The 24,466-nt window shown below is 29.6% G+C and carries 21 protein-coding genes; 9 read left to right on the top strand and 12 right to left on the bottom strand.

The features are described from left to right. Window positions 1–154: 154 nt before the first annotated feature. The 3 genes from BTO16_RS03560 to BTO16_RS03550 all read right to left on the bottom strand — a co-directional run bounded on the left by BTO16_RS03560 (window position 155) and on the right by BTO16_RS03550 (window position 2,883). A complete protein-coding gene (locus BTO16_RS03560) occupies window positions 155–1,006 on the bottom strand; it encodes a DMT family transporter (RefSeq protein ID WP_245891963.1) in 852 nt (283 codons plus the stop codon). A gap of 85 nt (window positions 1,007–1,091) precedes the next feature. Then, window positions 1,092–1,757 carry a bifunctional 4-hydroxy-2-oxoglutarate aldolase/2-dehydro-3-deoxy-phosphogluconate aldolase gene (locus BTO16_RS03555; RefSeq protein WP_105020268.1) on the bottom strand — a complete coding sequence of 222 codons (666 nt, stop codon included), beginning with the start codon at window positions 1,755–1,757 and terminating at the stop codon, window positions 1,092–1,094. Between the two features lie 85 nt (window positions 1,758–1,842). After that, window positions 1,843–2,883 carry a sugar kinase gene (locus tag BTO16_RS03550; protein ID WP_105020267.1) on the bottom strand — a complete coding sequence of 347 codons (1,041 nt, stop codon included), beginning with the start codon at window positions 2,881–2,883 and terminating at the stop codon, window positions 1,843–1,845. A gap of 152 nt (window positions 2,884–3,035) precedes the next feature. Between BTO16_RS03550 and BTO16_RS03545 the strand changes: the two genes are divergently transcribed. Continuing rightward, window positions 3,036–4,067: a LacI family DNA-binding transcriptional regulator gene (locus BTO16_RS03545; RefSeq protein WP_105020266.1), complete on the top strand. Its 1,032-nt coding sequence runs from the start codon at window positions 3,036–3,038 to the stop codon at window positions 4,065–4,067. Between the two features lie 51 nt (window positions 4,068–4,118). On the opposite strand, the gene glyA is transcribed toward BTO16_RS03545, so the two are convergent. Beyond that, window positions 4,119–5,393 carry a serine hydroxymethyltransferase gene (gene glyA / locus BTO16_RS03540; protein WP_105021499.1) on the bottom strand — a complete coding sequence of 425 codons (1,275 nt, stop codon included), beginning with the start codon at window positions 5,391–5,393 and terminating at the stop codon, window positions 4,119–4,121. A 198-nt stretch (window positions 5,394–5,591) separates the two neighbouring features. Between glyA and fahA the strand changes: the two genes are divergently transcribed. Together fahA and BTO16_RS03530 are read left to right on the top strand one after the other, a co-directional pair. Continuing rightward, on the top strand, window positions 5,592–6,869 hold the full coding sequence (gene fahA, locus BTO16_RS03535; protein ID WP_105020265.1) for a fumarylacetoacetase: 1,278 nt from the start codon (window positions 5,592–5,594) through the stop codon (window positions 6,867–6,869). A gap of 100 nt (window positions 6,870–6,969) precedes the next feature. Beyond that, on the top strand, window positions 6,970–8,493 hold the full coding sequence (locus tag BTO16_RS03530; RefSeq protein ID WP_105020264.1) for a carbon-nitrogen hydrolase family protein: 1,524 nt from the start codon (window positions 6,970–6,972) through the stop codon (window positions 8,491–8,493). Window positions 8,494–8,564: 71 nt separating this feature from the next. Here BTO16_RS03530 and BTO16_RS03525 read toward each other — a convergent pair whose 3' ends face one another. The 5 genes from BTO16_RS03525 to BTO16_RS03505 form a co-directional block, all read right to left on the bottom strand. Beyond that, window positions 8,565–8,846 carry a hypothetical protein gene (locus BTO16_RS03525; protein ID WP_105020263.1) on the bottom strand — a complete coding sequence of 94 codons (282 nt, stop codon included), beginning with the start codon at window positions 8,844–8,846 and terminating at the stop codon, window positions 8,565–8,567. Between the two features lie 5 nt (window positions 8,847–8,851). Beyond that, window positions 8,852–9,829 (bottom strand): deoxyhypusine synthase family protein, encoded by a 978-nt coding sequence (locus tag BTO16_RS03520; protein WP_105020262.1) that lies wholly within the window; start codon window positions 9,827–9,829, stop codon window positions 8,852–8,854. After that, window positions 9,819–10,766, bottom strand: coding sequence for an agmatinase (gene speB, locus BTO16_RS03515; protein ID WP_105020261.1), 948 nt, complete (start codon window positions 10,764–10,766; stop codon window positions 9,819–9,821). Before speB ends, BTO16_RS03520 begins: the two co-directional genes overlap by 11 nt. A gap of 57 nt (window positions 10,767–10,823) precedes the next feature. Then, window positions 10,824–12,215, bottom strand: a complete 1,392-nt coding sequence (locus BTO16_RS03510) for an arginine decarboxylase (RefSeq protein WP_105020260.1) — start codon at window positions 12,213–12,215, stop codon at window positions 10,824–10,826. 377 nt (window positions 12,216–12,592) lie between these two features. Beyond that, window positions 12,593–14,140, bottom strand: a complete 1,548-nt coding sequence (locus BTO16_RS03505; protein ID WP_105020259.1) for a DEAD/DEAH box helicase — start codon at window positions 14,138–14,140, stop codon at window positions 12,593–12,595. Between the two features lie 170 nt (window positions 14,141–14,310). On the opposite strand from BTO16_RS03505, the gene BTO16_RS03500 reads away from it, so the two are divergent. Next, entirely contained in the window at window positions 14,311–16,434 is a 2,124-nt protein-coding gene (locus BTO16_RS03500; protein WP_146105333.1) for a hypothetical protein, read from the top strand. Between the two features lie 2 nt (window positions 16,435–16,436). On the opposite strand, the gene ytxJ is transcribed toward BTO16_RS03500, so the two are convergent. Further along, on the bottom strand, window positions 16,437–16,838 hold the full coding sequence (ytxJ, locus tag BTO16_RS03495; RefSeq protein WP_105020257.1) for a bacillithiol system redox-active protein YtxJ: 402 nt from the start codon (window positions 16,836–16,838) through the stop codon (window positions 16,437–16,439). 150 nt (window positions 16,839–16,988) lie between these two features. On the opposite strand from ytxJ, the gene clpB reads away from it, so the two are divergent. Beyond that, complete coding sequence (clpB, locus tag BTO16_RS03490; RefSeq protein WP_105020256.1) at window positions 16,989–19,595, top strand: ATP-dependent chaperone ClpB; 2,607 nt, start codon at window positions 16,989–16,991, stop codon at window positions 19,593–19,595. Window positions 19,596–19,689: 94 nt separating this feature from the next. After that, entirely contained in the window at window positions 19,690–20,199 is a 510-nt protein-coding gene (locus tag BTO16_RS03485; RefSeq protein ID WP_105020255.1) for a phosphoglycerate mutase family protein, read from the top strand. On the opposite strand, the gene BTO16_RS03480 is transcribed toward BTO16_RS03485, so the two are convergent. Then, window positions 20,196–20,942, bottom strand: a complete 747-nt coding sequence (locus BTO16_RS03480; RefSeq protein WP_105020254.1) for a DUF6503 family protein — start codon at window positions 20,940–20,942, stop codon at window positions 20,196–20,198. The two genes, BTO16_RS03485 and BTO16_RS03480, sit on opposite strands and share 4 nt — an antisense overlap. A gap of 102 nt (window positions 20,943–21,044) precedes the next feature. Here BTO16_RS03480 and smpB point away from each other — a divergent pair, with 102 nt between their 5' ends. The 3 genes from smpB to BTO16_RS03465 all read left to right on the top strand — a co-directional run bounded on the left by smpB (window position 21,045) and on the right by BTO16_RS03465 (window position 23,347). Next, window positions 21,045–21,512, top strand: coding sequence for an SsrA-binding protein SmpB (gene smpB / locus BTO16_RS03475; RefSeq protein WP_105020253.1), 468 nt, complete (start codon window positions 21,045–21,047; stop codon window positions 21,510–21,512). Window positions 21,513–21,521: 9 nt separating this feature from the next. Next, window positions 21,522–22,100, top strand: coding sequence for a Maf family nucleotide pyrophosphatase (locus BTO16_RS03470; protein WP_105020252.1), 579 nt, complete (start codon window positions 21,522–21,524; stop codon window positions 22,098–22,100). A 290-nt stretch (window positions 22,101–22,390) separates the two neighbouring features. Then, window positions 22,391–23,347, top strand: a complete 957-nt coding sequence (locus BTO16_RS03465; RefSeq protein ID WP_105020251.1) for a transketolase family protein — start codon at window positions 22,391–22,393, stop codon at window positions 23,345–23,347. A gap of 288 nt (window positions 23,348–23,635) precedes the next feature. Here BTO16_RS03465 and BTO16_RS03460 read toward each other — a convergent pair whose 3' ends face one another. Then, window positions 23,636–24,457, bottom strand: coding sequence for an FKBP-type peptidyl-prolyl cis-trans isomerase (locus BTO16_RS03460; RefSeq protein ID WP_105020250.1), 822 nt, complete (start codon window positions 24,455–24,457; stop codon window positions 23,636–23,638). Window positions 24,458–24,466: the final 9 nt, after the last annotated feature.

Genomic DNA, 24,466 nt, shown 5'->3' with positions numbered 1-24,466 from the left:
TCAAAGTATTATTATTTGCTGATTAGGAAATTATTGAATAAATATATTTAGTCTATTAGAATAGGAGATAAACTTCTTTAATTCTAATTTATAAATGAACCGTTTTTATTTAAAAATTAAAATACTAAAAAAAGTATTTTTTTAGGATGGCCTTTTAACCAATCTTATCTTTTTGCCTTTTTAAATAGATGTTGTAAACAAGGCCTAATAAAATTAAAAATATACCTAGCAAAGTCCAAAGGTTATAAATTTCACCAAACCAAGAAGCACCAATTATAATCATAAATATAACTTCTAAATATTTTAGTGGCGCTATCACATTTGTTTCATGTAATTGAAATGCTTTGGTCATATATAACTGACCAACATAACCAAAAACGCCTAAACTTAATAGAAGAACCCATTCATTTAGAGTGGGATTTCTCCAATTATTGATAGACATGATTCCTCCAAAAACAAAAGCCATCACCATAAAATAATTTATGATAATTAATGGATTTTCTTTATCTCCAATTTTACGAATAATTACAAAAATGAGACCTAAAGAAATTGCCGAACAAAAAATAAATAAAAGACCTATTGAATTAACTTCAACTCCAAATCCTTTAATAATTAAAACACCAATAAATGCAACAATAAAAAGAAACCATTGCATCAATTTAATTTTCTCTTTTAAAAAAATTAGCGCAAAAATGGCTGCAAAAATAGGTGAAGTATACCTTAAAGAAACAGCAGTTCCAATTGCTAAATAATTTAAAGATTGAAAAAAACAGGTTAATGAAATAACACCTGCGAGGCCTCTAAGGGTCAATAATTTTTTATGAGTTCCTAAAAACGGAATTTTATATTTTATAATTAAAGGAACTGTAAATGCCAACGTACCAATAGATCTAAAAAACACAATTTGATACACATTAAAAACATTTAAATATTTTACAACAGTGTTCATTAACGAGAACGCTAAAACACTAAATATCATATAAAAAATTGCCTTGTTATGTTTCATGAAAATTATTTAAATAAAAAACCCAAAGTTACAATGAACTTTGGGTTTTTGTTTGTTTTATAAACTAATCAACCTCATAAAACTATTATTTTAAGTCTTGTATAATCTCAATTGCACTTTTAGTTAAACTCTCAATTTTAGCATAATCAAAATTACCATCAGCATCTTTAGCCATTAATTGCGATCCCATACCAACACTAGTTACACCTGCTTTAAACCAACCTTCTAAATTTTCTCTAGTTGGTGATACTCCGCCAGTTGGCATAATACTTGTCCATGGTTGTGGCCCTTTAATTCCTTTTACAAACTGAGGACCATAAATATCACCAGGAAATAATTTTACAATTTCGCATCCTAATTCTTCTGCTCTTGCAATTTCTGTAAGCGTTCCACATCCTGGAGACCATAAAACTTTACGTCTATTACAAACAATTGCAATGTCTTCTCTTAAAACAGGAGTTACAATAAAATTTGCACCTAAAGACATAAATCTTGAAGCTGCTGCTGCATCTGTTACAGAACCAACGCCCATAACCATTCCTGGTAATTCTTTCGTTACATATTTTACTAATTCTCCAAAAACTTCGTGCGCGAAATCTCCACGAGCTGTAAATTCTAAAAGTCTTGCACCGCCTTTGTAACAAGCAGTAATTACTTTTTTACTAATTTCTAGATCTTTATGATAAAACAAAGGTACCATTCCGGTATCCTTCATTATTTGCGCTACTTCTAACCTTGTAAATTGTGCCATAATTTGTATAATTTTTTATTTGTGTACCCGTGTAATTGTTTTCATCCGATAAAATAAATAAGAGTAAAAATCAATTAAACCTAATTTAACGTGCTACTCTACCTGATGCGTCACCACCCATTAATTTTTCTACTTCTGCAACGGTAACTAAGTTTGCATCGCCTTTTATTGTGTGTTTTAAACAAGAAGCTGCAACAGCAAAGTCTAAAGCATTTTGATCATCTTCTGGGTATTTTAATAATCCGTAGATTAAACCTCCCATAAAAGAATCACCACCACCTACTCTATCTACGATATCTGTAATTTGATATTGACGCGTTTCTAACATTTTTTTTCCATCATATAAAACTCCAGCCCAAGTATTATGAGAAGCAGAAATTGAACCTCTTAAAGTGGTAATTACTTTTTTAGCTCGTGGAAATTTTTCCATCATTTGTTTACAAACTGATAAAAAAGCCTCTGCTTTTACATCATGTCCGTGTTTGTGCACATCTAAACCTTCTGGATGAATTCCAAAATGTTTTTCTGCATCTTCTTCGTTTCCTAAAATAACATCGCAATAAGACGTTAATTCTGTCATTATTGCTTCTCTATCGCCACCGTAATTCCAAAGTTTAGCTCTGTAATTTAAATCTGTAGAAATAGTAATTCCTTTTGCACTAGCAATTTTAACAGCTTCTAGACAAACATCCGCAGCACCTTGAGAAATTGCAGGCGTAATGCCGGTCCAATGAAACCATTCTACACCTTCAAAAACTGCATTCCAATCAATCATTCCAGATTCTATTTCCGCAATTGCAGAATGTGCTCTATCATACACGACTTTAGAACCTCTAGAAACTGCACCAGTTTCTAAAAAATAAATTCCTAAACGATCACCACCATATACAATTTTATCAACTCCTACTCCACGTTTTCTCATTTCCATCATGGCACATTCACCAATATCATTTTTTGGCAAACGTGTTACAAAATCAACATCTACCCCGTAATTAGCTAATGAAACTGCAACGTTAGATTCTCCACCACCATAAACTACATCAAAATTATTAGCTTGTGAAAATCTTAAAAATCCTTGCGGAGCTAATCTTAACATGATCTCTCCAAATGTTACTACTTTACCCATTTTTTATCTAATTTTAATTGTTTAAGTTAAATTGGTTAAACGTTTAAGCAGATTGTTAAAATAAAATCAAAACCTATATTTTTCAATTTGTTTTGATTATAAGGGTAAACAAGTTACCTTTGTTTAAACGTTTAAGCAAATATATAATAATTTTGACAAACAAAAAGAAAACCACAATAAAAGATATTGCCAGTGTTCTAAATATTTCTGCAGCAGCGGTTTCTAAAGCATTACATAACGACTCTAGAATTAGTGATAAAACAAAAATTGCCGTTAGGCAAGTTGCTAAAAACTTAAACTATCAACCAAACCATTTGGCAAGTGCTTTACGAAGTGGAAAAAGTAATTTAGTGGGCGTTATTGTGCCAAAAACGAACAGCAACTTTTTTTCATCCGTCATAGAAAATATTGAACAGGTTTTAAATAAAGAAGGGTATAATATTATTATTACACAATCTAATGAATCTTTTAAAAAAGAATGTGACAGCATAGATACTTTACTATTTACACAAGTTGACGGAATTATAGCTTCTATGGCAAATGAAACAACCGATTTAGTGTATTTTAAGAAAATTAAGAAAAATGGAATCCCTTTAATTTTGTTTGATAGAGGAGAAAATAACTTAAATGTAGATTATGTAGGTATTGATGATTATGCAAGCAGTTCTTTAATTGTAGAGCACCTTGTAAATCAGGGATGTAAAAGAATAGCTCATATTGGTGGTTATAAACGAACAAGAATTTTTAATAATAGAATTAGAGGTTATGTGGATGCGTTAAATAAGTTCAACTTACCACTTGATAAAGAATTATTGATAGAAAGCAGCCTTACAATTGAAGATGGTAGAGCTAAAATGCAACAACTTTTAGCACTTAAAAATAAACCTGATGCGGTTTATGTTGCCGGAGATTATGCAGCTCTTGGTGCACAACAAGTTTTACTAGAAAATAACATTAAAATACCTCAAGAAATTGCCTTAGTTGGCTTTGGTAACGAACCTTTTACAGCAATGTTAACACCAAGTATTTCAAGTATTAATCAACATAGTGATGAAATTGGAAAAAAAGCTGCAGAAGCGTTTTTAGTACACGCAAAAAACAGCTCTTTTACACAAACTTTAAATAAGATAATTTTAAATGCTGAATTAATTATTAGAGATTCATCAAACAAAAAAAACCAGTGAACTTAGATTCACTGGTTTTATTATTTTAAAGATAATCGCTAAATTATTTTATTACATTACAAATAATCTTCTAGAGCTCATCATTTCAGAAACTCTTTCTGCAATATTTTCTAAAGCGGTATCGTTTGCAGCATTCGTAATTGCTTCGTCTATAAAATTTACAACAGCAGCCATATCTTCTACTTTTAAACCACGAGTTGTAATTGCAGGAGTTCCAACACGAATTCCAGAAGTTATAAACGGGCTTTTATCATCAAAAGGAACCATATTTTTATTTACCGTAATATCTGCTTTTCCAAGAGCGATTTCAGCATCTTTTCCAGAAATATTTTTGTTGCGTAAATCAATTAACATACAATGATTGTCTGTTCCTCCAGAAATAATATTGTATCCTTTAGCAACAAATTCTTTGGCCATTGCCGCAGCATTTTCTTTAACTTGAATTTGATATTCTAAAAATTCATCTGTTAAAGCCTCACCAAAAGCAATTGCCTTTGCAGCAATAACATGCTCTAAAGGTCCACCTTGATTTCCAGGGAAAACTGCAGAATTTATTAAAGTTGACATCATTTTAGGTTTTCCACTTTTTAAAGTTTCTCCAAAAGGATTTTCGAAATCCTTACCAATCATGATAATTCCTCCTCTTGGTCCACGTAATGTTTTGTGCGTAGTAGACGTAACTATATGACAATGAGGTAAAGGATCGTTTAAAATACCTTTAGCAATTAAACCTGCCGGATGAGAAATATCTGCCAATAAAATAGCACCAACACTATCAGCAATTACTCTAAAACGCTCAAAATCGATGTCTCTAGAATATGCAGAAGCACCAGCAATTATTAATTTTGGCTGTTCTTTTGTGGCAATTTCTTGTATTTTATCATAATTTAAAACACCAGTCTCCTTCTCTACTCCATAAAATGAAGGTGTATATAATTTACCAGAAAAATTTACTGGTGAGCCATGGGTTAAATGACCTCCATGAGATAAATCAAATCCTAAAATTTTATCTCCAGGATTTAAACAAGCTGCAAAAACAGCTGTATTTGCTTGTGAACCAGAATGTGGCTGAACATTTACATATTCTGCACCAAACAATTCTTTAGCTCTATCAATTGCAATTTGCTCTACAATGTCAACTATTTCACAACCTCCATAATATCTCTTTCCAGGATATCCTTCAGCATATTTATTTGTTAAAATAGAACCTTGGGCTCTCATCACTTGATCGCTTACAAAATTTTCTGAAGCAATTAATTCTAATCCGTTTAATTGTCTTTCTTTTTCCTCTTCAATAAGGTCAAAAATCTGATTATCTAGTTGCATTTTAGTTTTTTTAATAGAAGTTTCAAAAGTAACAAAAAACAAGATGCATAAGAAGAAGTTTTGCTAATTATTTATATGTTTTAGAGATAATTATGATTTTAAAAATAAAGTCTTGTTAAAAATGTGTTTTTCATGTTTATTTTGTTTTAAAATGGCAAAAAATTATGTAGGTTTGATGAAATTAAAAAATTTACAATAATGATTATAACAGCAAATAATCCTAATAGAAAATCTTGGCTAAAAGTAAAGGAAGATTCAGATTTTCCAATTCAAAATATTCCTTTTGGCGTTTTTATTACTAGAGACGATATTATTACCATTGGTAGTAGAATCGGCGATTTTGCTATAGATTTAGGTGCTTTTCATCAATTAGGATACTTTGAAGGAATTCCGTTAACCGATGATATTTTTTTACAAGACAATTTAAATGATTTTATTGCCGATGGTCGTAAAACATGGAGATTAGTAAGAAATAGAATTGCAGAAGTTTTTGATGTTAAAAACGGAAGTTTACGAGATAACGCCGTTCATAAAGAAAAAATAATCTTTAGAATGGATGAAGTAGAAATGTTATTGCCAGTTGCTGTTGGTGATTACACAGATTTTTATGCAAGTAAAGAACACGCAACAAATGTAGGTTCGTTATTTAGAGATCCAGAAAATGCATTGTTACCAAATTGGTTGCATCTACCTGTTGGTTATCATGGAAGAAGTTCTTCTATTGTGCCCTCTGGAACAAAAATAAGAAGACCTTACGGACAAACAAAACCTCTTGAAGGTAGTAATATTCCAGAATTTGGACCAACAAAATTATTAGATTTTGAGCTAGAAATGGCTTTTATTACTACGGATGCAAATGTTTTAGGAGAAAGAATACCTATTGATGAAACAGAAGAATATATTTTTGGTTTGGTACAGTTTAACGATTGGTCGGCAAGAGATATTCAAGCTTGGGAATATGTACCACTAGGTCCGTTTTTAGGTAAAAACTTTGCTTCTACTATTTCACCTTGGATTGTAACTTTAGATGCTTTAGAGCCTTTTAGAGTAGAAAGCCCTAAACAAGTTCATGAACCTTTACCTTATCTACAACAAAAAGGAAAAGGAAGTTACGATATTCATTTACAGGTAGGTATTAAACCAGAAAACGGCGTAGAAACGGTGGTTGCAAAATCTAACTTTAAATATATGTATTGGACGATGGCGCAGCAGTTAGCGCATCATACAGTTAACGGTTGTCCTGTAGAAGCTGGCGATATGATGGGTTCTGGAACTATTTCTGGACCAACTAAAGACAGCTATGGCTCTATGTTAGAGTTAACTTGGAAAGGACAAAATCCTATAAAGTTAAAAGACGGCACAACTCGTAAATTCATTAACGATAATGATACTGTAATCATGCGTGCACATTGTAAAAATAGTAAAGTGCGTATTGGTTTTGGGGAATGTATTGGTATGGTTTTACCTGCAAAATAAGTCAATAAAAATATTTTTAAAATTATTAAAACCTCACATTTATTGTGAGGTTTTTTTATATAATTTTTAGTTATTTTTGCAACCTAATTAAAAAACAAAAATGATAAAAAATATAGAAAACATTGAACTTCATTATTTAACTCTAGATGATTATAAAGAGTTAAAAGAAGCAATGATACAGGTATATGCAAGTATGCCAGATTCTTATTGGAGAGAAAGCCAAATTAAATCCCTAATAGATAAATTTCCTGAAGGACAAGTGGTTATAAAGATAAATGGAGACTTGGCAGGTTGTGCTCTCTCTATTATTTTAGATTACGACAAATTTGATGATGAGCATACTTATGAAGATATTACAGGAAATTTTACATTTGATACACATAATTCAGAAGGTGATGTTTTATACGGAATAGATGTTTTTATCAAAAAAGAATATAGAGGATTACGTCTTGGTAGACGATTATATGATTACAGAAAAGAACTTGCAGAAAAATTAAATTTAAGAGGTATTGCTTTTGGAGGTAGAATTCCTAATTACCACAAACATGCAGCCACTTTAACGCCAACACAATATATAGAAAAAGTTAAACGTAAAGAAATTCATGATCCAGTCTTAAATTTTCAAATTTCAAATGATTTTCATCCCTCTAAAATTTTAAACGGATATTTAGAAGGTGATGGTAATTCTGGTGAGTTTGCAGTATTATTAGAGTGGGATAATATTTATTATCAGAAAAAATCGAAAAAAGCCGCAACTAAAAAAACGGTAGTACGTTTAGGTTTAATTCAATGGCAAATGCGTTTGTACAAAGATTTAGATGAATTAATGGAACATGCAGAATTTTTTGTGGATTCGGTTTCTGCTTATCGTGCAGATTTTGCCTTATTCCCAGAATTTTTTAATGCACCTTTAATGGCTGATTATAATCATCTGCCAGAATCTAAAGCCATTAGAGAATTGGCAAAATACACACCAAAAATCGTTGAGAAATTTTCTGAATTAGCAATTAGTTATAATATTAATATTATTACTGGTAGTATGCCAGAAGTAAGAAATGAATTGCTTTATAATGTTGGTTATATCTGTAAAAGAGACGGAACAAAAGAGCGTTATGAAAAATTACATGTTACGCCAGATGAAGCAAAAATTTGGGGAATGCAAGGAGGAACTGAGTTAAGAACTTTTGATACTGATTGTGGTAAAATTGGAGTTTTAATTTGTTATGATTCAGAATTTCCAGAATTAAGTAGATTATTAGCTGACGAAGGAATGGATATTTTATTTGTACCTTTTTTAACGGATACTCAAAACGGATATTCTAGAGTACGCTTTTGCGCACAAGCAAGAGCGATAGAAAACGAATGTTATGTTGCAATTGCTGGTAGTGTTGGTAACTTACCAAAAGTAAATAACATGGATATTCAGTATTCGCAATCAATGGTTTTTACACCTTGTGATTTTTCTTTTCCAGCAAACGGAATAAAAGCAGAAGCCACTACAAATACAGAAATGATTTTAATTGCTGATGTTGATTTAGACATGCTAAAAGATTTAAATAAATTTGGAAGTGTTAGAAACTTAAACGACAGAAGAAAAGATATTTTTGAATTAAAGAAAAAATAGAAATTAGCTGTTTTTCTTAAACCAAAAAAGCTCCAAATTTAATTTGGAGCTTTTTTTATATAATGTATCTTTTAATCTTCATCTTCTTCAATATCCTCAATGTCTATATCATCGCCATCATCAAAAGAATCTTCGTCTTCTGCATAATCTTCCATTGTTTGTTCTAAACGATCACTAATTTTTACTAAATAAATAGTTTCTTCTGTTCTAACTTCTATGGCTTTTACAGTTTCTCCTTTAGCATTTTTAAAGGAAATAACATCACCATAATCATATCCGTCAGGATATTTTTCTACTAACATGTCTAAAATATCAGTTGTTAGTTTCGCGTATTCAACAATAACTCTATTCATAATAATTACATTTCTAATAAATAAGCAAAAATAAGTGGTGCAACAATTGTAGCATCACTTTCTATAATAAATTTTGGTGTATCCATATCTAATTTACCCCAAGTAATTTTCTCATTTGGCACTGCACCAGAATAAGAACCATAACTTGTTGTAGAATCTGAAATTTGGCAAAAATAGCTCCAAAATGGAGTATCTGTTCTTTCCATATCTTGATATAACATAGGCACTACACAAATAGGAAAATCGCCCGCAATTCCACCTCCAATTTGGAAAAAACCAATTCCGTTTTTAGAATTTTCTGTATACCAATCGGCTAAGAAAGTCATGTACTCAATACCTGATTTCATCGTAGTAGCTTTCAATTCACCTTTCATTACATACGATGCAAAAATATTACCCATTGTAGAATCTTCCCAACCTGGACAGATAATAGGCAAGTTTTTCTCAGCTGCAGCATACATCCAAGAATCTTTAATATCTATTTCATAATATTGTTCTAAAACCCCAGACAATAATAATTTATACATATATTCATGCGGTAAATAACGTTCTCCGTTAGCTTCTGCATCTTTCCATATTTTAACAATATGTTCTTGAATTCTTCTAAAAGCTTCTTCTTCAGGTATACAAGTATCTGTAACTCTGTTTAAACCTTTTTCTAATAAATCCCATTCATCTTGCGGAGTTAAATCTCTGTAATTAGGAACTCGTTTGTAATGAGAATGTGCTACTAAATTCATCACATCTTCTTCTAAATTAGCTCCGGTACAAGATATAATTTGCACTTTATCCTTACGAATCATTTCTGCAAAAATCTTCCCTATCTCTGCTGTACTCATCGCTCCTGCTAAAGAAACTAACATTTTAGAACCTTTATTTAGTTGCGCTTCATATCCTTTGGCTGCATCAACTAAAGCTGCAGCATTAAAGTGAAGAAAATATTTTTCTATAAAATCTGTAATCGGTTTTTGATTAGTAGTCATCCTCGTCATTTTTAAATTTTGATAATTTACCAAAAGGGTTTTTATCTTCATTATCATCTTCTCCTGTATTATACGTATCGTCTTTAGAAGCGAACTTATAACTTAGCATTTTATAAAAAAGTTTAGCTGCTATAAAGTCTGAAGATTTATCGTCTTTATTAGGGCATAATTCTACCATATCAAAACCTACTACATTTTTTTCAGCAAAAACTCGCTTTAAAAACTCTAAGGTTTCATAGTAAAATAATCCACCTGGCTCTGGTGTTCCTGCAGCAGGCAATAAAGAAGGATCCATAGCATCTAAATCAAAAGTAATAAAAACATTACTTGTTAGTTGATCTACAACATCATCCATCCAATCTTCATTTACAGCCATATCATGTGCAAAAAACACCTTGTCTGTATTCATTACTCTTTTTTCTGATACATCCATACTTCTAATACCCACCTGAACTAAGTTTGTATTTTGGCTTGCTTCATACATAGAGCAAGCATGGTTGTATTTAGAGCCTAAATATTCTTTTCTTAAATCTGCATGCGCATCAATTTGTAATACTGTTAAATTATTAAAACATTCGTTAAATGCTCTAACCGTACCAATAGAAATTGAATGTTCTCCTCCAAAAAGGGCTACAAATTTATTTTTGTTGATGTACTTTTTAGTTATTTTATGCACAGCATCAACCATCGCTTCTGGTGATGAATTTTCTGTAACAGTTTCTGCTAAAAAGATACCTTCTTTATAAACTTCAGAATCTGTTTCAATATCATACAATTCCATGTTTTCCGAAGCGTCTAAGAATGCTTGAGGACCTTTATCAGCACCTTTTTGCCATGTACTTGTTCCATCATAAGGAACAGGAATTATAACGATTTTTGATGTTGCTAGGTTTCCATGCTCTTGTGAAATTCCTGCATAATTTTTAGTTGTATTCATTTTAAATTTTGAGAATTAAAAGTACTACTTTTTTTTTATTTTTTAAATTAATTTTAATTAATAGCCCAAGATAGAAAGTAGTTCACTACTTTTTTGTTGCTCTTTAAATATTTTTGTAACAAAGTTACCGTCTTCATCCTTATCTATAATTAAGTGTTTTGGATGTGGAATTAAGCAATGCTGTAAACCACCAAAACCACCAATAGATTCTTGATACGCTCCTGTATTAAAAAACCCAATAAAAAGAGGTTTATCCTTTTCATAAACTGGTAAATAAATACCATTAATGTGCTGTTCTGAATTATAATAATCATCGCTATCGCATGTTAACCCGCCTAATAATACACGTTCGTATTTTAAGTTCCATTTATTAATTGGCAACATAATAAAACGTTTGTTAATTGCCCAAGAATCTGGTAAAGTTGTAATAAATGATGAGTTTATCATATTCCAACGTTCTCTGTCATTTTGTTTTTTCTGATACAAAACTTCATAAATTGTTGCTCCAGATTCACCAACTGTAAAACTACCAAATTCCGTAAAAATGTGAGGCACATCAACTTCTGCATTCTCACAAGTTTGTTTAATTTGATTTATAATTTCATCGATCATGTATTCATAATCAAAATCAAAAGCTAGTGAGTTTTTAATAGGAAATCCACCTCCAATATTTAAGCTATCTAAAGTAGGACAAACTTTTTTAAGGTTAATATAAACGTTTAAACACTTCATTAATTCGTTCCAATAATACGCATTATCTTTAATACCTGTATTGATAAAAAAATGTAACATTTTTAACTCTACCTGCTCATTATTTGCAATTTCACGTTCGTAAAAAGAAACTATGTTTTTATAACCAATACCTAACCTTGAAGTATAAAACTCAAACTTAGGTTCCTCTTCGGATGCAATTCTAATACCTACTTTAAACTTCTTTTTTGTTTCTTCTTGTAATAAATCAATTTCTTCATAGTTATCTATGATTGGTACACAATTTTTATGTCCAGAATTTATTAAAGCTCCAATATTTTTAATGTATTGGTCTCTTTTAAATCCGTTACAAATTACATAAGTACTGTCTTTTATTTTTCCTTCTTTTTTTAAACTATTAACAATATCGATGTCAAACGCAGAAGAAGTTTCTATATGTATATCATTTTTTAAAGCTTCATTTAAAACGTGTTTAAAATGCGAGCTTTTTGTACAATAACTATAAAAGTAATCACCTTTATAATCATGTTTTTCCATACTATTCTGGAACCACTTTTTTGCCTTGTTAATATTTTCTGATATTTTAGGAAGATAAGTAAATTTTAATGGAGCGCCATATTTTGCAGTTAATTCCATTAAATTAATTCCATGCCAAAATAATTTATTGTTTTCTGTTTTAAATTCTTCTTGTGGAAAGTAGAATGTTTGTTCTATTAAATCTGTGTATTTAGTATTCACTTTATTTATTTATATAATTAATGTTAAATCTATCTAAGCTAAAACTTTTTAAAATTTCGTTTTAGTGAAGAATTTGTATTTTTTATATTAAAGTGTTATCACTGCAAAATTTGCAAATAGACTACATGCAACTTAGAAAAAAGCTGCAATTTGATTAAAAACGAAGGTGGAGATAACTCAATTTTTTCGTGACATTTCCAAAATGTGTTGTAACGATCTTTCTCCCAAAGAAAGTTACTACCGAAATAAGAAAAACTTATGATTTTGCTCATTAAAAAGTGAATAAATATAAATTATTTTTTAACATAAAAAACAAAATTAAAAAAAAATACTTTTTTTTTCAACCTTTAAATTTCTTTGTAAACTGTTTAATTTCATTATTCTTCTGGAGGATGCCCAAATATATCTTCAAATATTTCATCAAAGTTTGTTCGTAAATGGGTGTTTAATTTTTTTCTGTAATCGTCTTTTAACCAAGTTACAAAATTATGGGTGCTTTTAGAAATACATTTTGCATATCTGTTAATTCTATCATCAATCTCCTCTCCTAGTAATTTGGCTAAAATCAATGCATCAAAAACGTCTTCGCTATTTTCTACACACATTATTGCATGGTGTTCTATCGATTTTTCTAAAACTCTTTTAGACGATTCACCAGCTTTAATAGTATCTATGTACACTTTTTTCATATCGAAATAAGTGTCTTTCGATTTTTCGAATTCTTTTTTAACATCCGAAGGTAATTCGTATCTAAAAGTACTTTCTATGTCTTCATCAGAAAGAATGGCATCTAAATAATAATCTGGCGATCTAAACATTTTTTGCCAGTCTAAATCTGCACCCCAAGCACCAAATCTGTGAAAATTATTTCCCAAATCGACTACCTCAAAAGTATTTTTATCGCCATAAATACGAGATCCACGACCAATCATTTGATAGTATAACGTTAACGATTTTGTGGCTCTATTTAAAATAATAGCTTCAATACTTGGCTCATCAAAACCTGTTGTTAAAATACTTACGGAAGTTAATATTGCATTGGGTGTTTTATGAAACCATTTTAAAATAAACTCACGCTCTTTTTTGGTATTTGTATTGTCTAAATGTGCAATTGCGTATCCTGCTTTTTTAAATGCATGAAAAACTTGAATAGATGTATTTATACCATTATTAAAGATTAATGTTTTTTTACCTTTAGAAGTTTCTTCGTATGCAGAAACTAATTTAGAAAGCATGTCTGTGTTGGTGTATAAATCTTCAGAAGATTTTACCGTATAATCGCCGTTTGCACCAACTTCTAATGAAGTTAAGCCTACATTATAAGAGTACAAATTTGCACTTGCTAAATAATCACTTTCAATTAAATGCTGAATTGTTTCACCAACAAATAATTCTTGATAGTTTTCATACATTGGTAATTTAGTGTTAGAACTCAAAGGAGTTGCCGTAACACCTAATATAAAAGCGTCATCAAAAAACTTAAATATTTTTGTAAATGAATTGTAATGAGCCTCATCTACAATTACCAAACCGATATCAGAAATATCAACTTTTTCATCGTTTAACCTATTTTTCAAGGTTTCTACCATGGCTACAAAACAACTATAATTGTCTTGGTCATCTAAAACTGCGGTTGAATTTATGATTTTGTTTTTTACACCAAACTCGTTCAACATTTTAGAAGTTTGCTTACTTAGCTCAATTCTATGAGTTAAAACTAAAACTTTCTTCTTAAACGTCTCTATATAACGTCTAACAATCTCAGAGAAAATTACCGTTTTTCCACCTCCAGTTGGCAATTGATATAACAAGTGATAATCTTGAGGCGCATCTTCAAAGCGTCTAAAAATTTCTTCAAGAGCATCTTGCTGATATCCGTATAATTCTTTACCTATAATTTTTTTCGAGGTGCTTGTTTCTTCCAAAAGGATATATATTTAGTTACAAAAATAAGACTTTAAAAGGTTTTTAAAGAATTTTTGAAAATAATTTTATTAATCTGTATTTTTTATTGAAACCTTTATGGTTATATTTATTTTTTATAATTGTAATAAATAAACGGAATGGTTTTTGGTGCTTAAATAAAAAAATTACTATGAAAAATATACTTTTGATTATCGTGATGCTTATTTCAAATGGCATACTATCACAAACAACGGAAAAAGAATTAGTTGACAATTTTATTAACAAAAATCCGTATTTCAACAATTATCAAGAAGAATTATTTTTTCTTCACACTAATAAAGAAACTTATTTTTCTGGAGAGGACATTTGGTTTGCAGCTTATATTTATGATAAATTAAATGAAAAACCCTCTGAAATTACTAAAAATTTACATCTAAATTTATATGATTTCAATTTTAAATTAATTGATCAAAAGTTATTTTACGTTAAAGAAGGTAAAGCTGCTGGTCAATTAAAACTCTTAGAAAATTTATCTTCTGGTACTTATTACATAGAAATGGATACAAATTGGAATAGAAACTTTAAAAAAGGTACTATATCAGAAATAACAATTATCAATCTAAATAATCAGCTTGACTCTTCTAAAAAAGTTTCTAAACCTGCAGAAACTAAATCAAAAAAGATAGATACTAAAACTGAACAAAATTTTCTTATCCATAGAAATGTAGAAGATATTAACACTGCTAATTTTAAAATTAAATCTATTTCAGATGTTATTGATAAACTTAAAGGAAATACAATTTACGCAGTTCTTCATAAAAATGATATTTTAGCTGCATGTGCTTCTATAAAAATAACGGATAAGAAATATTACAATCTTAAATTTAATTCTGAATCTTTTTTAAATGGAGCAAATACCATTTCGATATTTGATGAAAACAATATCATCTTAGCTCAAAGTACTTTTTGGAATTTTGAAACAAAAACTGGATCTGTTGGTGTTTTAAGTAAAGAAAAAAAGAGAGATACATTATATATAAGGCTAGATCATTCAAAAAACTTGTTAAACCCTAACCTAAGTGTTTCTATATTAAATGCTAAAAGTGAGTTAATTTCTGATGTCCCTAATATTTTAAATAGCTTTATTGATTCAGATTTTACAAAAATTAATAAAACGAAAGATTACAAAGAAATAAATAATCTTTTAACAGATAGAAAAATAAATTTAAATAAAACTACACGTCAAATTATATACGAAAACGAAGCAGGAACCAAATTAAAAGGAAAAGTAAATACAAAAACTGAAGTTCTTGAAGATTTTAAAGTATCGCTTATTTCCGAAGAAAATGAACTTTTTTTAGTGACTAACTTAAATAAAGATATGTCTTTTGAGTTTGATGATTTGTATTTAAATCATCCAACAAAATATAAACTAGCTCTTTTAAACTCTCAAGGAGAAATTGAAAATGCAAGCTTCTACATTTATAATAATTTTTATAATTATGAAGCTACAAATTTTTTAGAAGTAGAAAAAGAAACTAACAATATAAAACCGCTAGAAAATAACATATTTAAAAATAATATTATTCTAAAACCAGAAAAAGAAGTTGTAAAATTAAAAGAAGTTATACTTAACTCTCATGTTGACAAACAAAAAAATATTCGTGAAAAATATAAAAACATCATTGGTGTTGGTTTTACAGACTTTTATATTCCTGATGATAATTTAGCCGTAGGAGTTGATATCTTTTTTTATTTACAAACCATACCAGGTCTAAGGGTTTATTACCCGCCTTTATCTAGTGCGCCAATAGTATTAAATACCAGAGGGCCTAGTTCTATAACAGGTACAAAACTTGTTAATGTTAAACTAGACGGAGTTCCTATGGGAGAAGATTTACTACCATTAACTGGTTTTTTAACTACTGATTTTGAGGTAATTATGGTAAACCTAAGCGGTGCTGGAGAAGGTTTAAGGGGAAGCAATGGTGTTGTAAACTTAATAACCAGAATTGATAATGATTATCTAAGTAAAAAACACCCTATGAAAACTGCCAAACCAAAAGAAACATTAAAAGGTTTTGAAATTTCACTAGAAAACTATAAAAAACCTAATTTGATGTTTGATGATAGTTGGCTTGAGGAAGCTTACGGTACTATAGATTGGATTCCTAATTTAAAGACGGATATTAATAATGAGTTTTTATTAAAAATACCCGTTTCAACAGATCAAAAAGACATTAAATTAATTATTAATGGTTTTGATAAATATGGAATATTAATACATGAAACTATCAAAATATCAACTAATTAACCTTAAATAAACTCTTTTAAATTTACATTTGTTATATCATTATGAGATGCATCAAATACAGAAACTTCATTTTTTATAACTAATAATTGAGGTGATTGGTGCATTACTTGAAAAGTATACCCTATTTCATCAGAAATATTTCTGTAATTTAATAAATCAAGATAATATACTTTTAAATGCTGATGCTCTTCTGTAAATAAATTTTCAAATCGTTTAATAACCATACTACTAATTCCGCAACGAGTAGAGTGCTTAAAAATACAAATAGATTCCGTTTTAGATTGTTCTTTAATTTCACTTAATTGTTCTAATGAAGTTAAAGGAATCCAGTTTAAGTATGACTTTTTTTCTGGTTTTGAATCCTTTTCGCCTTTTGTACCAAACATGCTGTTAAATATACCCATTCTAAGTTTTTTTCTTTGTGGATGCAAATATAAGAAACTTTTATCAGTCAATAAGTCAGTAATAACAAGGTTTTAACAGACAATTTGGCTTGCTTTTTTCTCTTTCTTTGGATGGTACTAAAATTGTAGTAGTGATTTAAAAAACAGAAAATGAATTTAAATAATTATACAACCAAATCGCAAGAGACCATACAAATGGCGCAACAGATTGCGCAAGGTTTTGGTCATAATCAAATAGAAAACGAACATATTTTTAAGGCGTTAACTCAAGTTGATGAAAATGTATTACCATTTTTACTCAAAAAATTAAACATCAATTTAATAGTTCTTAATCAAATATTAGACAAACAATTAGAAAGTTTTCCCAAAGTTACCGGAGCTGAATTAATGCTTTCTAGAGAAGCAAATAAAACCTTGAATGAAGCATCAATCATAGCCAAAAATATGAAAGATGATTTTGTTTCGATTGAGCATTTAATTTTAGCAATATTTAAATCGAAAAGCAATATTGCCCAAGTTTTAAAAGATCAAGGCGTTACAGAAAAACACTTAAAAGCGGCAATTAACGAGCTTAGAAAAGGAGAAAATGTTACTTCTCAAAGTCAGGAAGAAACCTATAATTCTTTAAATAAATATGCAAAAAATTTAAATGAATTAGCAGAAAACGGCAAATTAGATCCTGTAATTGGTAGAGATGAAGAAATTAGAAGATTATTACAAATTTTATCTAGAAGAACAAAAAATAATCCAATTTTAGTTGGTGAACCAGGAACAGGAAAAACTGCAATTGCAGAAGGTTTAGCACACAGAATTGTAGACGGTGATGTGCCAGAAAATTTAAAAAATAAATTAATTTTTTCTTTGGATATGGGCGCGTTAATTGCTGGTGCTAAATACAAAGGTGAATTTGAAGAGCGTTTAAAATCTGTAATAAAAGAAGTAACAAATTCTGATGGTGACATTGTACTTTTTATTGATGAAATTCATACGTTAGTTGGCGCTGGTGGCGGGCAAGGCGCAATGGATGCAGCAAATATTTTAAAACCTGCTCTAGCTCGTGGAGAACTGCGTGCAATTGGTGCAACAACTTTAGATGAATATCAAAAATATTTTGAAAAAGACAAAGCTTTAGAGCGTCGTTTTCAAAAGGTGATTGTGAACGAACCAGATACAGAAAGTGCAATTTCAATTTTAAGAGGAATTAAAGAAAAATATGAAACGCATCATAAAGTTCGAATTAAAGATGAAGCTATTATTGGTGCGGTAGAATTGTCGCAACGTTATATTACCAATCGTTTTTTACCAGACAAAGCCATTGATTTAATGGATGAAGCGATGGCCAAATTACGTATGGAAATTAATTCTAAACCAGAAGAATTAGATGTTTTGGACAGAAAAGTGATGCAATTAGAAATTGAAATTGAAGCCATTAAGCGTGAAAAAGACGAATCAAAATTAAAATCATTACGTTCTGATTTAGCAAACTTGAAAGAAGAGCGCAATGAAATGAATGCAAAATGGAAATCAGAAAAAGAAATTGTAGACAATATTCAGAATGCAAAAGCTGCAATTGAAGATTTTAAAATTGAAGCAGAAAAAGCAGAACGTGACGGAGATTATGGTAAAGTTGCAGAAATTAGATATGGTAAAATTAAAGAAGCTCAAGAAGATTTAGAACGCTTTCAAAAAGTGTTGCACGAAAATCAGTCTGAAAAATCTTTAATAAAAGAAGAAGTAACCTATGAAGATATTGCAGAAATTGTAGCAAAATGGACCGGAATTCCGGTTACAAAAATGATTCAATCAGATCGTGAAAAGTTGCTAAAACTAGAACTACAATTACATAAAAGAGTTGTTGGCCAAGAAGAAGCAATTATTGCAGTTTCTGATGCTGTTAGACGTTCTAGAGCAGGTTTGCAAAACCCAAATAAACCGGTAGGAAGTTTCCTTTTTTTAGGAACAACAGGAGTTGGAAAAACAGAATTAGCAAAAGCGTTGGCAGAATATCTATTTGATGATGAAAATGCCATGACTAGAATTGATATGAGCGAATATCAAGAACGCCATTCTGTAAGTAGATTAATTGGTGCGCCTCCTGGTTACGTTGGGTATGATGAAGGCGGACAATTAACAGAAGCGGTTAGAAGAAGACCTTATTCTGTGGTGCTTTTAGATGAAATTGAAAAAGCACATCCAGATACTTTTAATATTCTTTTACAAGTTTTAGACGAAGGAAGATTAACGGATAATAAAGGTAGAGTTGCAGATTTTAAAAACACCATTATTATTATGACTTCAAATATTGGTAGTCAAATAATTCAGGAAAAATTTAGTGATCCAAAAGCAGATTTAGAGTCTGTTACAGAATTAGCAAAAATTGAAGTTTTAGCATTGCTAAAACAATCGGTTAGACCAGAATTCTTGAACAGAATTGATGACGTTATTATGTTTACGCCTTTAAATAAAAAGGATATTTTTAAAATTGTAAAGCTTCAATTAGATTATTTAAAGAAAATGATTGGCAAACAAGATATTACTTTAGACGCTACAGACGAGGCAATTACCTATTTAGCTAAAAAAGGATATCAGCCAGAATTTGGTGCAAGACCTGTAAAAAGAGTCATTCAGAAAGAAGTATTAAATCAGCTTTCTAAAGAGATTTTATCAGGAAAAATAACAACCGATAGCATTATTTTATTAGATGCTTTTGATGATCAATTAGTTTTTAGAAATCAATCTGATTTTGTTGAAAATTAATAAATAAATAATTTGGTTTGGTTAATTTGTAAAAGTGATATTTGAAAAAATATCGCTTTTACTTTTTTACTATATTCGCAGAAATATTATCATCATGAAAAAGCACATTCTTTTATTATTTATCGTTTTAATTTCTTGCACTTCTAATGTTAAAAAAGAAGAAACTGCTACAACAACTACCTATTATTTAATTCGTCATTCAGAAAAAGTTAGAACAGATACCTCTAATAAAAATCCGAATTTAAATGAAGTAGGTTTTGAAAGAGCTAAAAAATGGGCAGAATATTTTAAAGATATTCACTTAGACGCAGTGTATTCTACAAATTATAATAGAACAATGCAAACCTCTAAACCAACTGCAGAAAGTAAAAAATTAGCGATTATAAATTATAATCCTAGAAATATGTATGATTCTATATTTCAAAAAAACACACAAGGAAAAACAGTTTTGGTAGTTGGTCATAGCAACACAACTCCGGCTTTTGTAAACAAAATTTTAGGAGAAAAAAAGTACAAAGACATTGATGATAATGACAATGCAAGCTTATTTATTATCACCATAACTAAAGAAGGAAAAACAAGTACAATTCAAAAAGTTGATTAATTTAAAATAGTAACTTGAATATCTTCTAAAACTATTTCTGATATTTTTTTAAGCTGATTATTTTCAAAAGCTGTATCGAGATCAATTAAAGAAATAGATTTGGTTAAAGGTTCGTAATTATGATAATCAACAAAACGAATTCCGTTTTTAACACATTGCTCTTTTAGAACCCTAAAACGTTTTCCACCACCATTTGTGTGATAAGAATACGCTAAATAATCAATTAAAAAATCCTTTTTACCAATCCAATAAATAAACACATCTTCAAAATCTTCTCCTCCTCCATTTTCAGAAAAGGTAACTTCTATTTTATAATATTCTTTTCCTTTTATAATTGCTGATGGTAACAATTTTTTGCGAACTGCTTCGTCATTTAATCCATAGGGCAATACAGAAAAATAATGAACGGAATTTACTGAGTTTGCATACTTGTTTGCCATAGAATCTGGAACCGCAAAAGCATTTGCATTTATCTCTCTTCGAAAACCAGTATTACTTAATATGTCAGAAATTTTACCAACTTTCTTCTTTTTTTTAGTTCTAATCAATTCAAATTCGCCATTTAATCTTCTAGTAGCTAAATATTCTATATCTCTAAACTTAAATTTAATTTGAGAATTGCCAACTTTATCAGCGCCAGAAGCAATCATTGTTTTGTCAATAATTTGCTGTGCGGTTAATTTTGTATCAGAAAGTTGAAAAGAAATTAAAAAAGCAAATAACACTGCGGATAAATATCTCATTGAGTTTTGTTTATTATGGTCGAAAATAGTTTTCAAAATTACATTTCTTTCGCCAAAGTAAAAATGTATCTTTGTTAAAATTATTTAAATTAAAACCAGTCAATGACTGTACAGAAAAAAATAAATATACAGAATAAAAAAGCGCGTTTCGAATTTGAAATTCTAGATAAATATGTCGCTGGAATTCAGTTAACTGGAACAGAAATAAAATCGATTCGACTAAGTCAAGCAAGAATTACAGAAAGTTTTTGTGAGTTTAATGATCGTGGAGAATTGTTTATCGTAAATATGTATATACAAGAATATATGTTTGGACATCAATTTAATCACAATCCAAAAAGTGAACGTAGACTATTGATGCATAAGCGCGAATTAAGAAGTCTTAAAAGAGATGTTGAAGCTAAAGGAAATACAATTGTTCCTTTACGCTTATTTTTAAATGACAAAGGTTTTGCAAAATTAGAAATTGCTTTAGCAAAAGGAAAGCAAACGCATGATAAACGCGAAGTACTCAAAGATCGAGATAACAAACGCGATCTATCTAGAATTAAGAAAAATTTTAACGCATAATTTTTTTTGATGCTAAGAGAGAAACTTAAAAATTACAATCTTATTTTAGCTTCTGCTTCCCCAAGAAGACAACAGTTTTTTAAGGATTTAGACATTGATTTTACCATTCAATTAAAACAAGTGGATGAAGTTTATCCGCAGGAATTAAAAAGAAGCGAAATAACAGATTATCTAGCAGATTTAAAATCAAAAGCATTTACAGATTTATCAGAAAAAGACCTATTATTTACTTCGGATACCATTGTTTGGCTAGAAAATAAAGCGCTTGGAAAACCCAAAGATAAGCAAGATGCTTTTAATATGCTAAGAGCTTTATCGGGCAAAAGACACGACGTAATTACATCCATCAGTATAAAAAGTAAGCATTTTCAAAAAATTGTAAACGATACTACAATTGTTACTTTTAAAGAAATTACCGATGAAGAAATTAAGTATTACATAAAAAATTACATTCCTTTAGACAAAGCTGGCGCATACGGAATTCAAGAATGGATAGGATTTATAGCCATTGAAAAAATTGAAGGAAGTTATTTTAATGTAGTTGGTTTGCCAGTTCATAAACTTTATGAAGAGTTAATAAAATTATAAAGTTGATATGTTACAATCCTTAAAAAATTAATGCTACATATTATCTAAATTTTACAAATTTCTGATGAAATAAGTGTAAAAATCAAAATTTAGATAAGCCGCAATTCTCAAAATGATTTAATTCTTTAGATTTCTTCTAAAAAGTAAAAATTTAGGGCTAACCTGTTATTTTTTTAAACGTTACGCACATTCTGTTAAAAAGTCTTTTTTCTATTCTCTGTTTTCATTTCTCTAAAGAGAAATAAAAGTTTATTTTTACGCAAAATTTTACAACACAACACAAATTTATAATGAAAAAATACACGTACACAGAAAAAAAAGACACACGTTCTGGCTTTGGTGATGGTTTAACAGAATTAGGTAGAACGAATCCAAACGTAGTTGCTTTATGTGCCGATTTAATTGGTTCTTTAAAAATGGATCAATTTATTAAAGAGAATCCAGAAAGATTTTTCCAAATAGGAATTGCAGAAGCAAATATGATTGGTATTGCTGCTGGTTTAACAATTGGAGGTAAAATTCCGTTTACAGGCACTTTTGCTAACTTTTCTACTGGACGTGTTTACGATCAAATTCGTCAATCTGTTGCGTATTCTGGTAAAAACGTAAAAATTTGTGCATCTCATGCAGGTGTTACTTTAGGTGAAGATGGCGCAACACATCAAATATTAGAAGATATTGGTTTGATGAAAATGTTGCCTGGAATGACTGTTATAAACCCTTGTGATTACAATCAAACAAAAGCAGCAACAATTGCAATTGCAGAATTTGATGGCCCAGTTTATTTGCGTTTTGGTCGTCCAAAAGTTCCTGTATTTATGCCTACGGATGAAAAATTTGTAATTGGTAAAGGAATTCAACTAACAGAAGGTAGTGATGTAACGATTGTTGCAACCGGTCATTTAGTTTGGGAATCTTTACAAGCTGCAGAGCAATTAGAAGCGGAAGGAATTTCTGTAGAAGTAATAAACATTCATACAATTAAACCTTTAGATGAAGAAATTATCTTAAAATCTGTTGCCAAAACAGGCTGTATTGTTACTGCAGAAGAGCATAACAAATTAGGTGGTTTAGGTGAAAGTATTTCAAGAACATTGGCATTAAACAATCCTACTCCACAAGAATTTGTAGCGACTAATGATACTTTTGGAGAATCTGGAACTCCAGAGCAATTAATGGCAAAATATGGTTTAGATGCTGCCGCAGTTATAAAAGCTGTTAAAAAAGTAATCTCAAGAAAAAAATAAGGTTTAAAATTAAAAAAGCATATTGTTTAAAAAATTAAGTGTGGAAATATAATTAGAACTAAAAAAAGTATTTCTATAAAGAGTGTTTTTATTTTATTTTTAAAATCCGTTTAAGTGTCAATAACTTTTGAATTTATGTAACTTTTAAATTCTACTTTAGAATTTAGGACTATGCTATTATTGATTGTGACCAATTTTTAAGAAAAATAAACTTACTTATTATAAAACGAAAAATGCTCTTGATTTCTCAAGAGCATTTTTTATTTATAATGTTATTTTATTAATAATTTATTTTATTAATGGATTTAAATAATCTGCTATAGTTGGATTATCAGGATCGCTCAAATCATTAGTTAAATCGCCATCATTGTTAGCATCTTCTTCATGAGATGGTTTTCCATCATTATCATGATCTGTATCTTTTACAAAATCTAATAGCTCAATATAAAAAAGTAAATTTCTATTTACTAAAGTACTTGTATAATTTCTTGAATCTATTGATGTATATGATAATCCTGAAGGAATAAATAAAATTCCTTTACCTCCATTTAAGTAAGTAATTGGACCGTTAAAAACATCTCCATTAGGTTCTTTTTTTAAATATCCTCCTTTAAAATTTTTAAAACCAAAAGACCAACCTCTAACGGCTAAAGTGTTGTATGTAAACCATGAACCTCTAGTATTACTATCAAAAGTAGCACTTAATTCAGTTGTACTATTAATTGCCTGTCCAGAGTATTTTGCAAAAATAGAATCTGAAACAGAAGGATACCCTTTATCTGGTTTAGACGGATTATTTGGATCTGTAGGATCTCCTTCACTTATTTTGTACACATAAAGTTTATAATTAATATCGTTCCTTTTTGCATCCATAATAATAATATTATCAAACAATGTTGCTTGTCCAGAAACTAGTGGCTTTACAGAATCTAATGTTGCATCATAATAATGATTTTTCAAAAAATTAACCAAAGTATCATTATCAGACATAGCTAGTGCCTGATGATCTACACTTAAAAAAGGATTTATAGCTCTGTTATTGTTATCACTACAAGAGTAAAAGGCAGTACTTAGAGCAATAAGCACAATAATATTTTTTATTTTATTCATTTAACCTTA

The sequence above is a fragment of the Polaribacter glomeratus genome, from assembly GCF_002954665.1.
In the GTDB taxonomy this organism is placed as follows: domain Bacteria; phylum Bacteroidota; class Bacteroidia; order Flavobacteriales; family Flavobacteriaceae; genus Polaribacter; species Polaribacter glomeratus.
The sequence above is the reverse complement of the archived record's forward strand: the minus strand, read 5'-3'. Positions and strand labels throughout refer to the sequence as shown.

Bases quoted from the DNA above. Each gene is read 5' to 3' on its own strand.
- BTO16_RS03560 (WP_245891963.1), bottom strand. From the start codon at position 1,006: ATGAAACATAACAAGGCAATTTTTTATATGATATTTAGTGTTTTAGCG.
- BTO16_RS03555 (WP_105020268.1), bottom strand. From the start codon at position 1,757: ATGGCACAATTTACAAGGTTAGAAGTAGCGCAAATAATGAAGGATACC.
- BTO16_RS03550 (WP_105020267.1), bottom strand. From the start codon at position 2,883: ATGGGTAAAGTAGTAACATTTGGAGAGATCATGTTAAGATTAGCTCCG.
- glyA (WP_105021499.1), bottom strand. From the start codon at position 5,393: ATGCAACTAGATAATCAGATTTTTGACCTTATTGAAGAGGAAAAAGAA.
- fahA (WP_105020265.1), top strand. From the start codon at position 5,592: ATGATTATAACAGCAAATAATCCTAATAGAAAATCTTGGCTAAAAGTA.
- BTO16_RS03530 (WP_105020264.1), top strand. From the start codon at position 6,970: ATGATAAAAAATATAGAAAACATTGAACTTCATTATTTAACTCTAGAT.
- BTO16_RS03525 (WP_105020263.1), bottom strand. From the start codon at position 8,846: ATGAATAGAGTTATTGTTGAATACGCGAAACTAACAACTGATATTTTA.
- BTO16_RS03520 (WP_105020262.1), bottom strand. From the start codon at position 9,829: ATGACTACTAATCAAAAACCGATTACAGATTTTATAGAAAAATATTTT.
- speB (WP_105020261.1), bottom strand. From the start codon at position 10,766: ATGAATACAACTAAAAATTATGCAGGAATTTCACAAGAGCATGGAAAC.
- BTO16_RS03500 (WP_146105333.1), top strand. From the start codon at position 14,311: ATGAAAAATATACTTTTGATTATCGTGATGCTTATTTCAAATGGCATA.
- ytxJ (WP_105020257.1), bottom strand. From the start codon at position 16,838: ATGGGTATATTTAACAGCATGTTTGGTACAAAAGGCGAAAAGGATTCA.
- clpB (WP_105020256.1), top strand. From the start codon at position 16,989: ATGAATTTAAATAATTATACAACCAAATCGCAAGAGACCATACAAATG.
- BTO16_RS03485 (WP_105020255.1), top strand. From the start codon at position 19,690: ATGAAAAAGCACATTCTTTTATTATTTATCGTTTTAATTTCTTGCACT.
- BTO16_RS03480 (WP_105020254.1), bottom strand. From the start codon at position 20,942: ATGAGATATTTATCCGCAGTGTTATTTGCTTTTTTAATTTCTTTTCAA.
- smpB (WP_105020253.1), top strand. From the start codon at position 21,045: ATGACTGTACAGAAAAAAATAAATATACAGAATAAAAAAGCGCGTTTC.
- BTO16_RS03470 (WP_105020252.1), top strand. From the start codon at position 21,522: ATGCTAAGAGAGAAACTTAAAAATTACAATCTTATTTTAGCTTCTGCT.
- BTO16_RS03465 (WP_105020251.1), top strand. From the start codon at position 22,391: ATGAAAAAATACACGTACACAGAAAAAAAAGACACACGTTCTGGCTTT.
- BTO16_RS03460 (WP_105020250.1), bottom strand. From the start codon at position 24,457: ATGAATAAAATAAAAAATATTATTGTGCTTATTGCTCTAAGTACTGCC.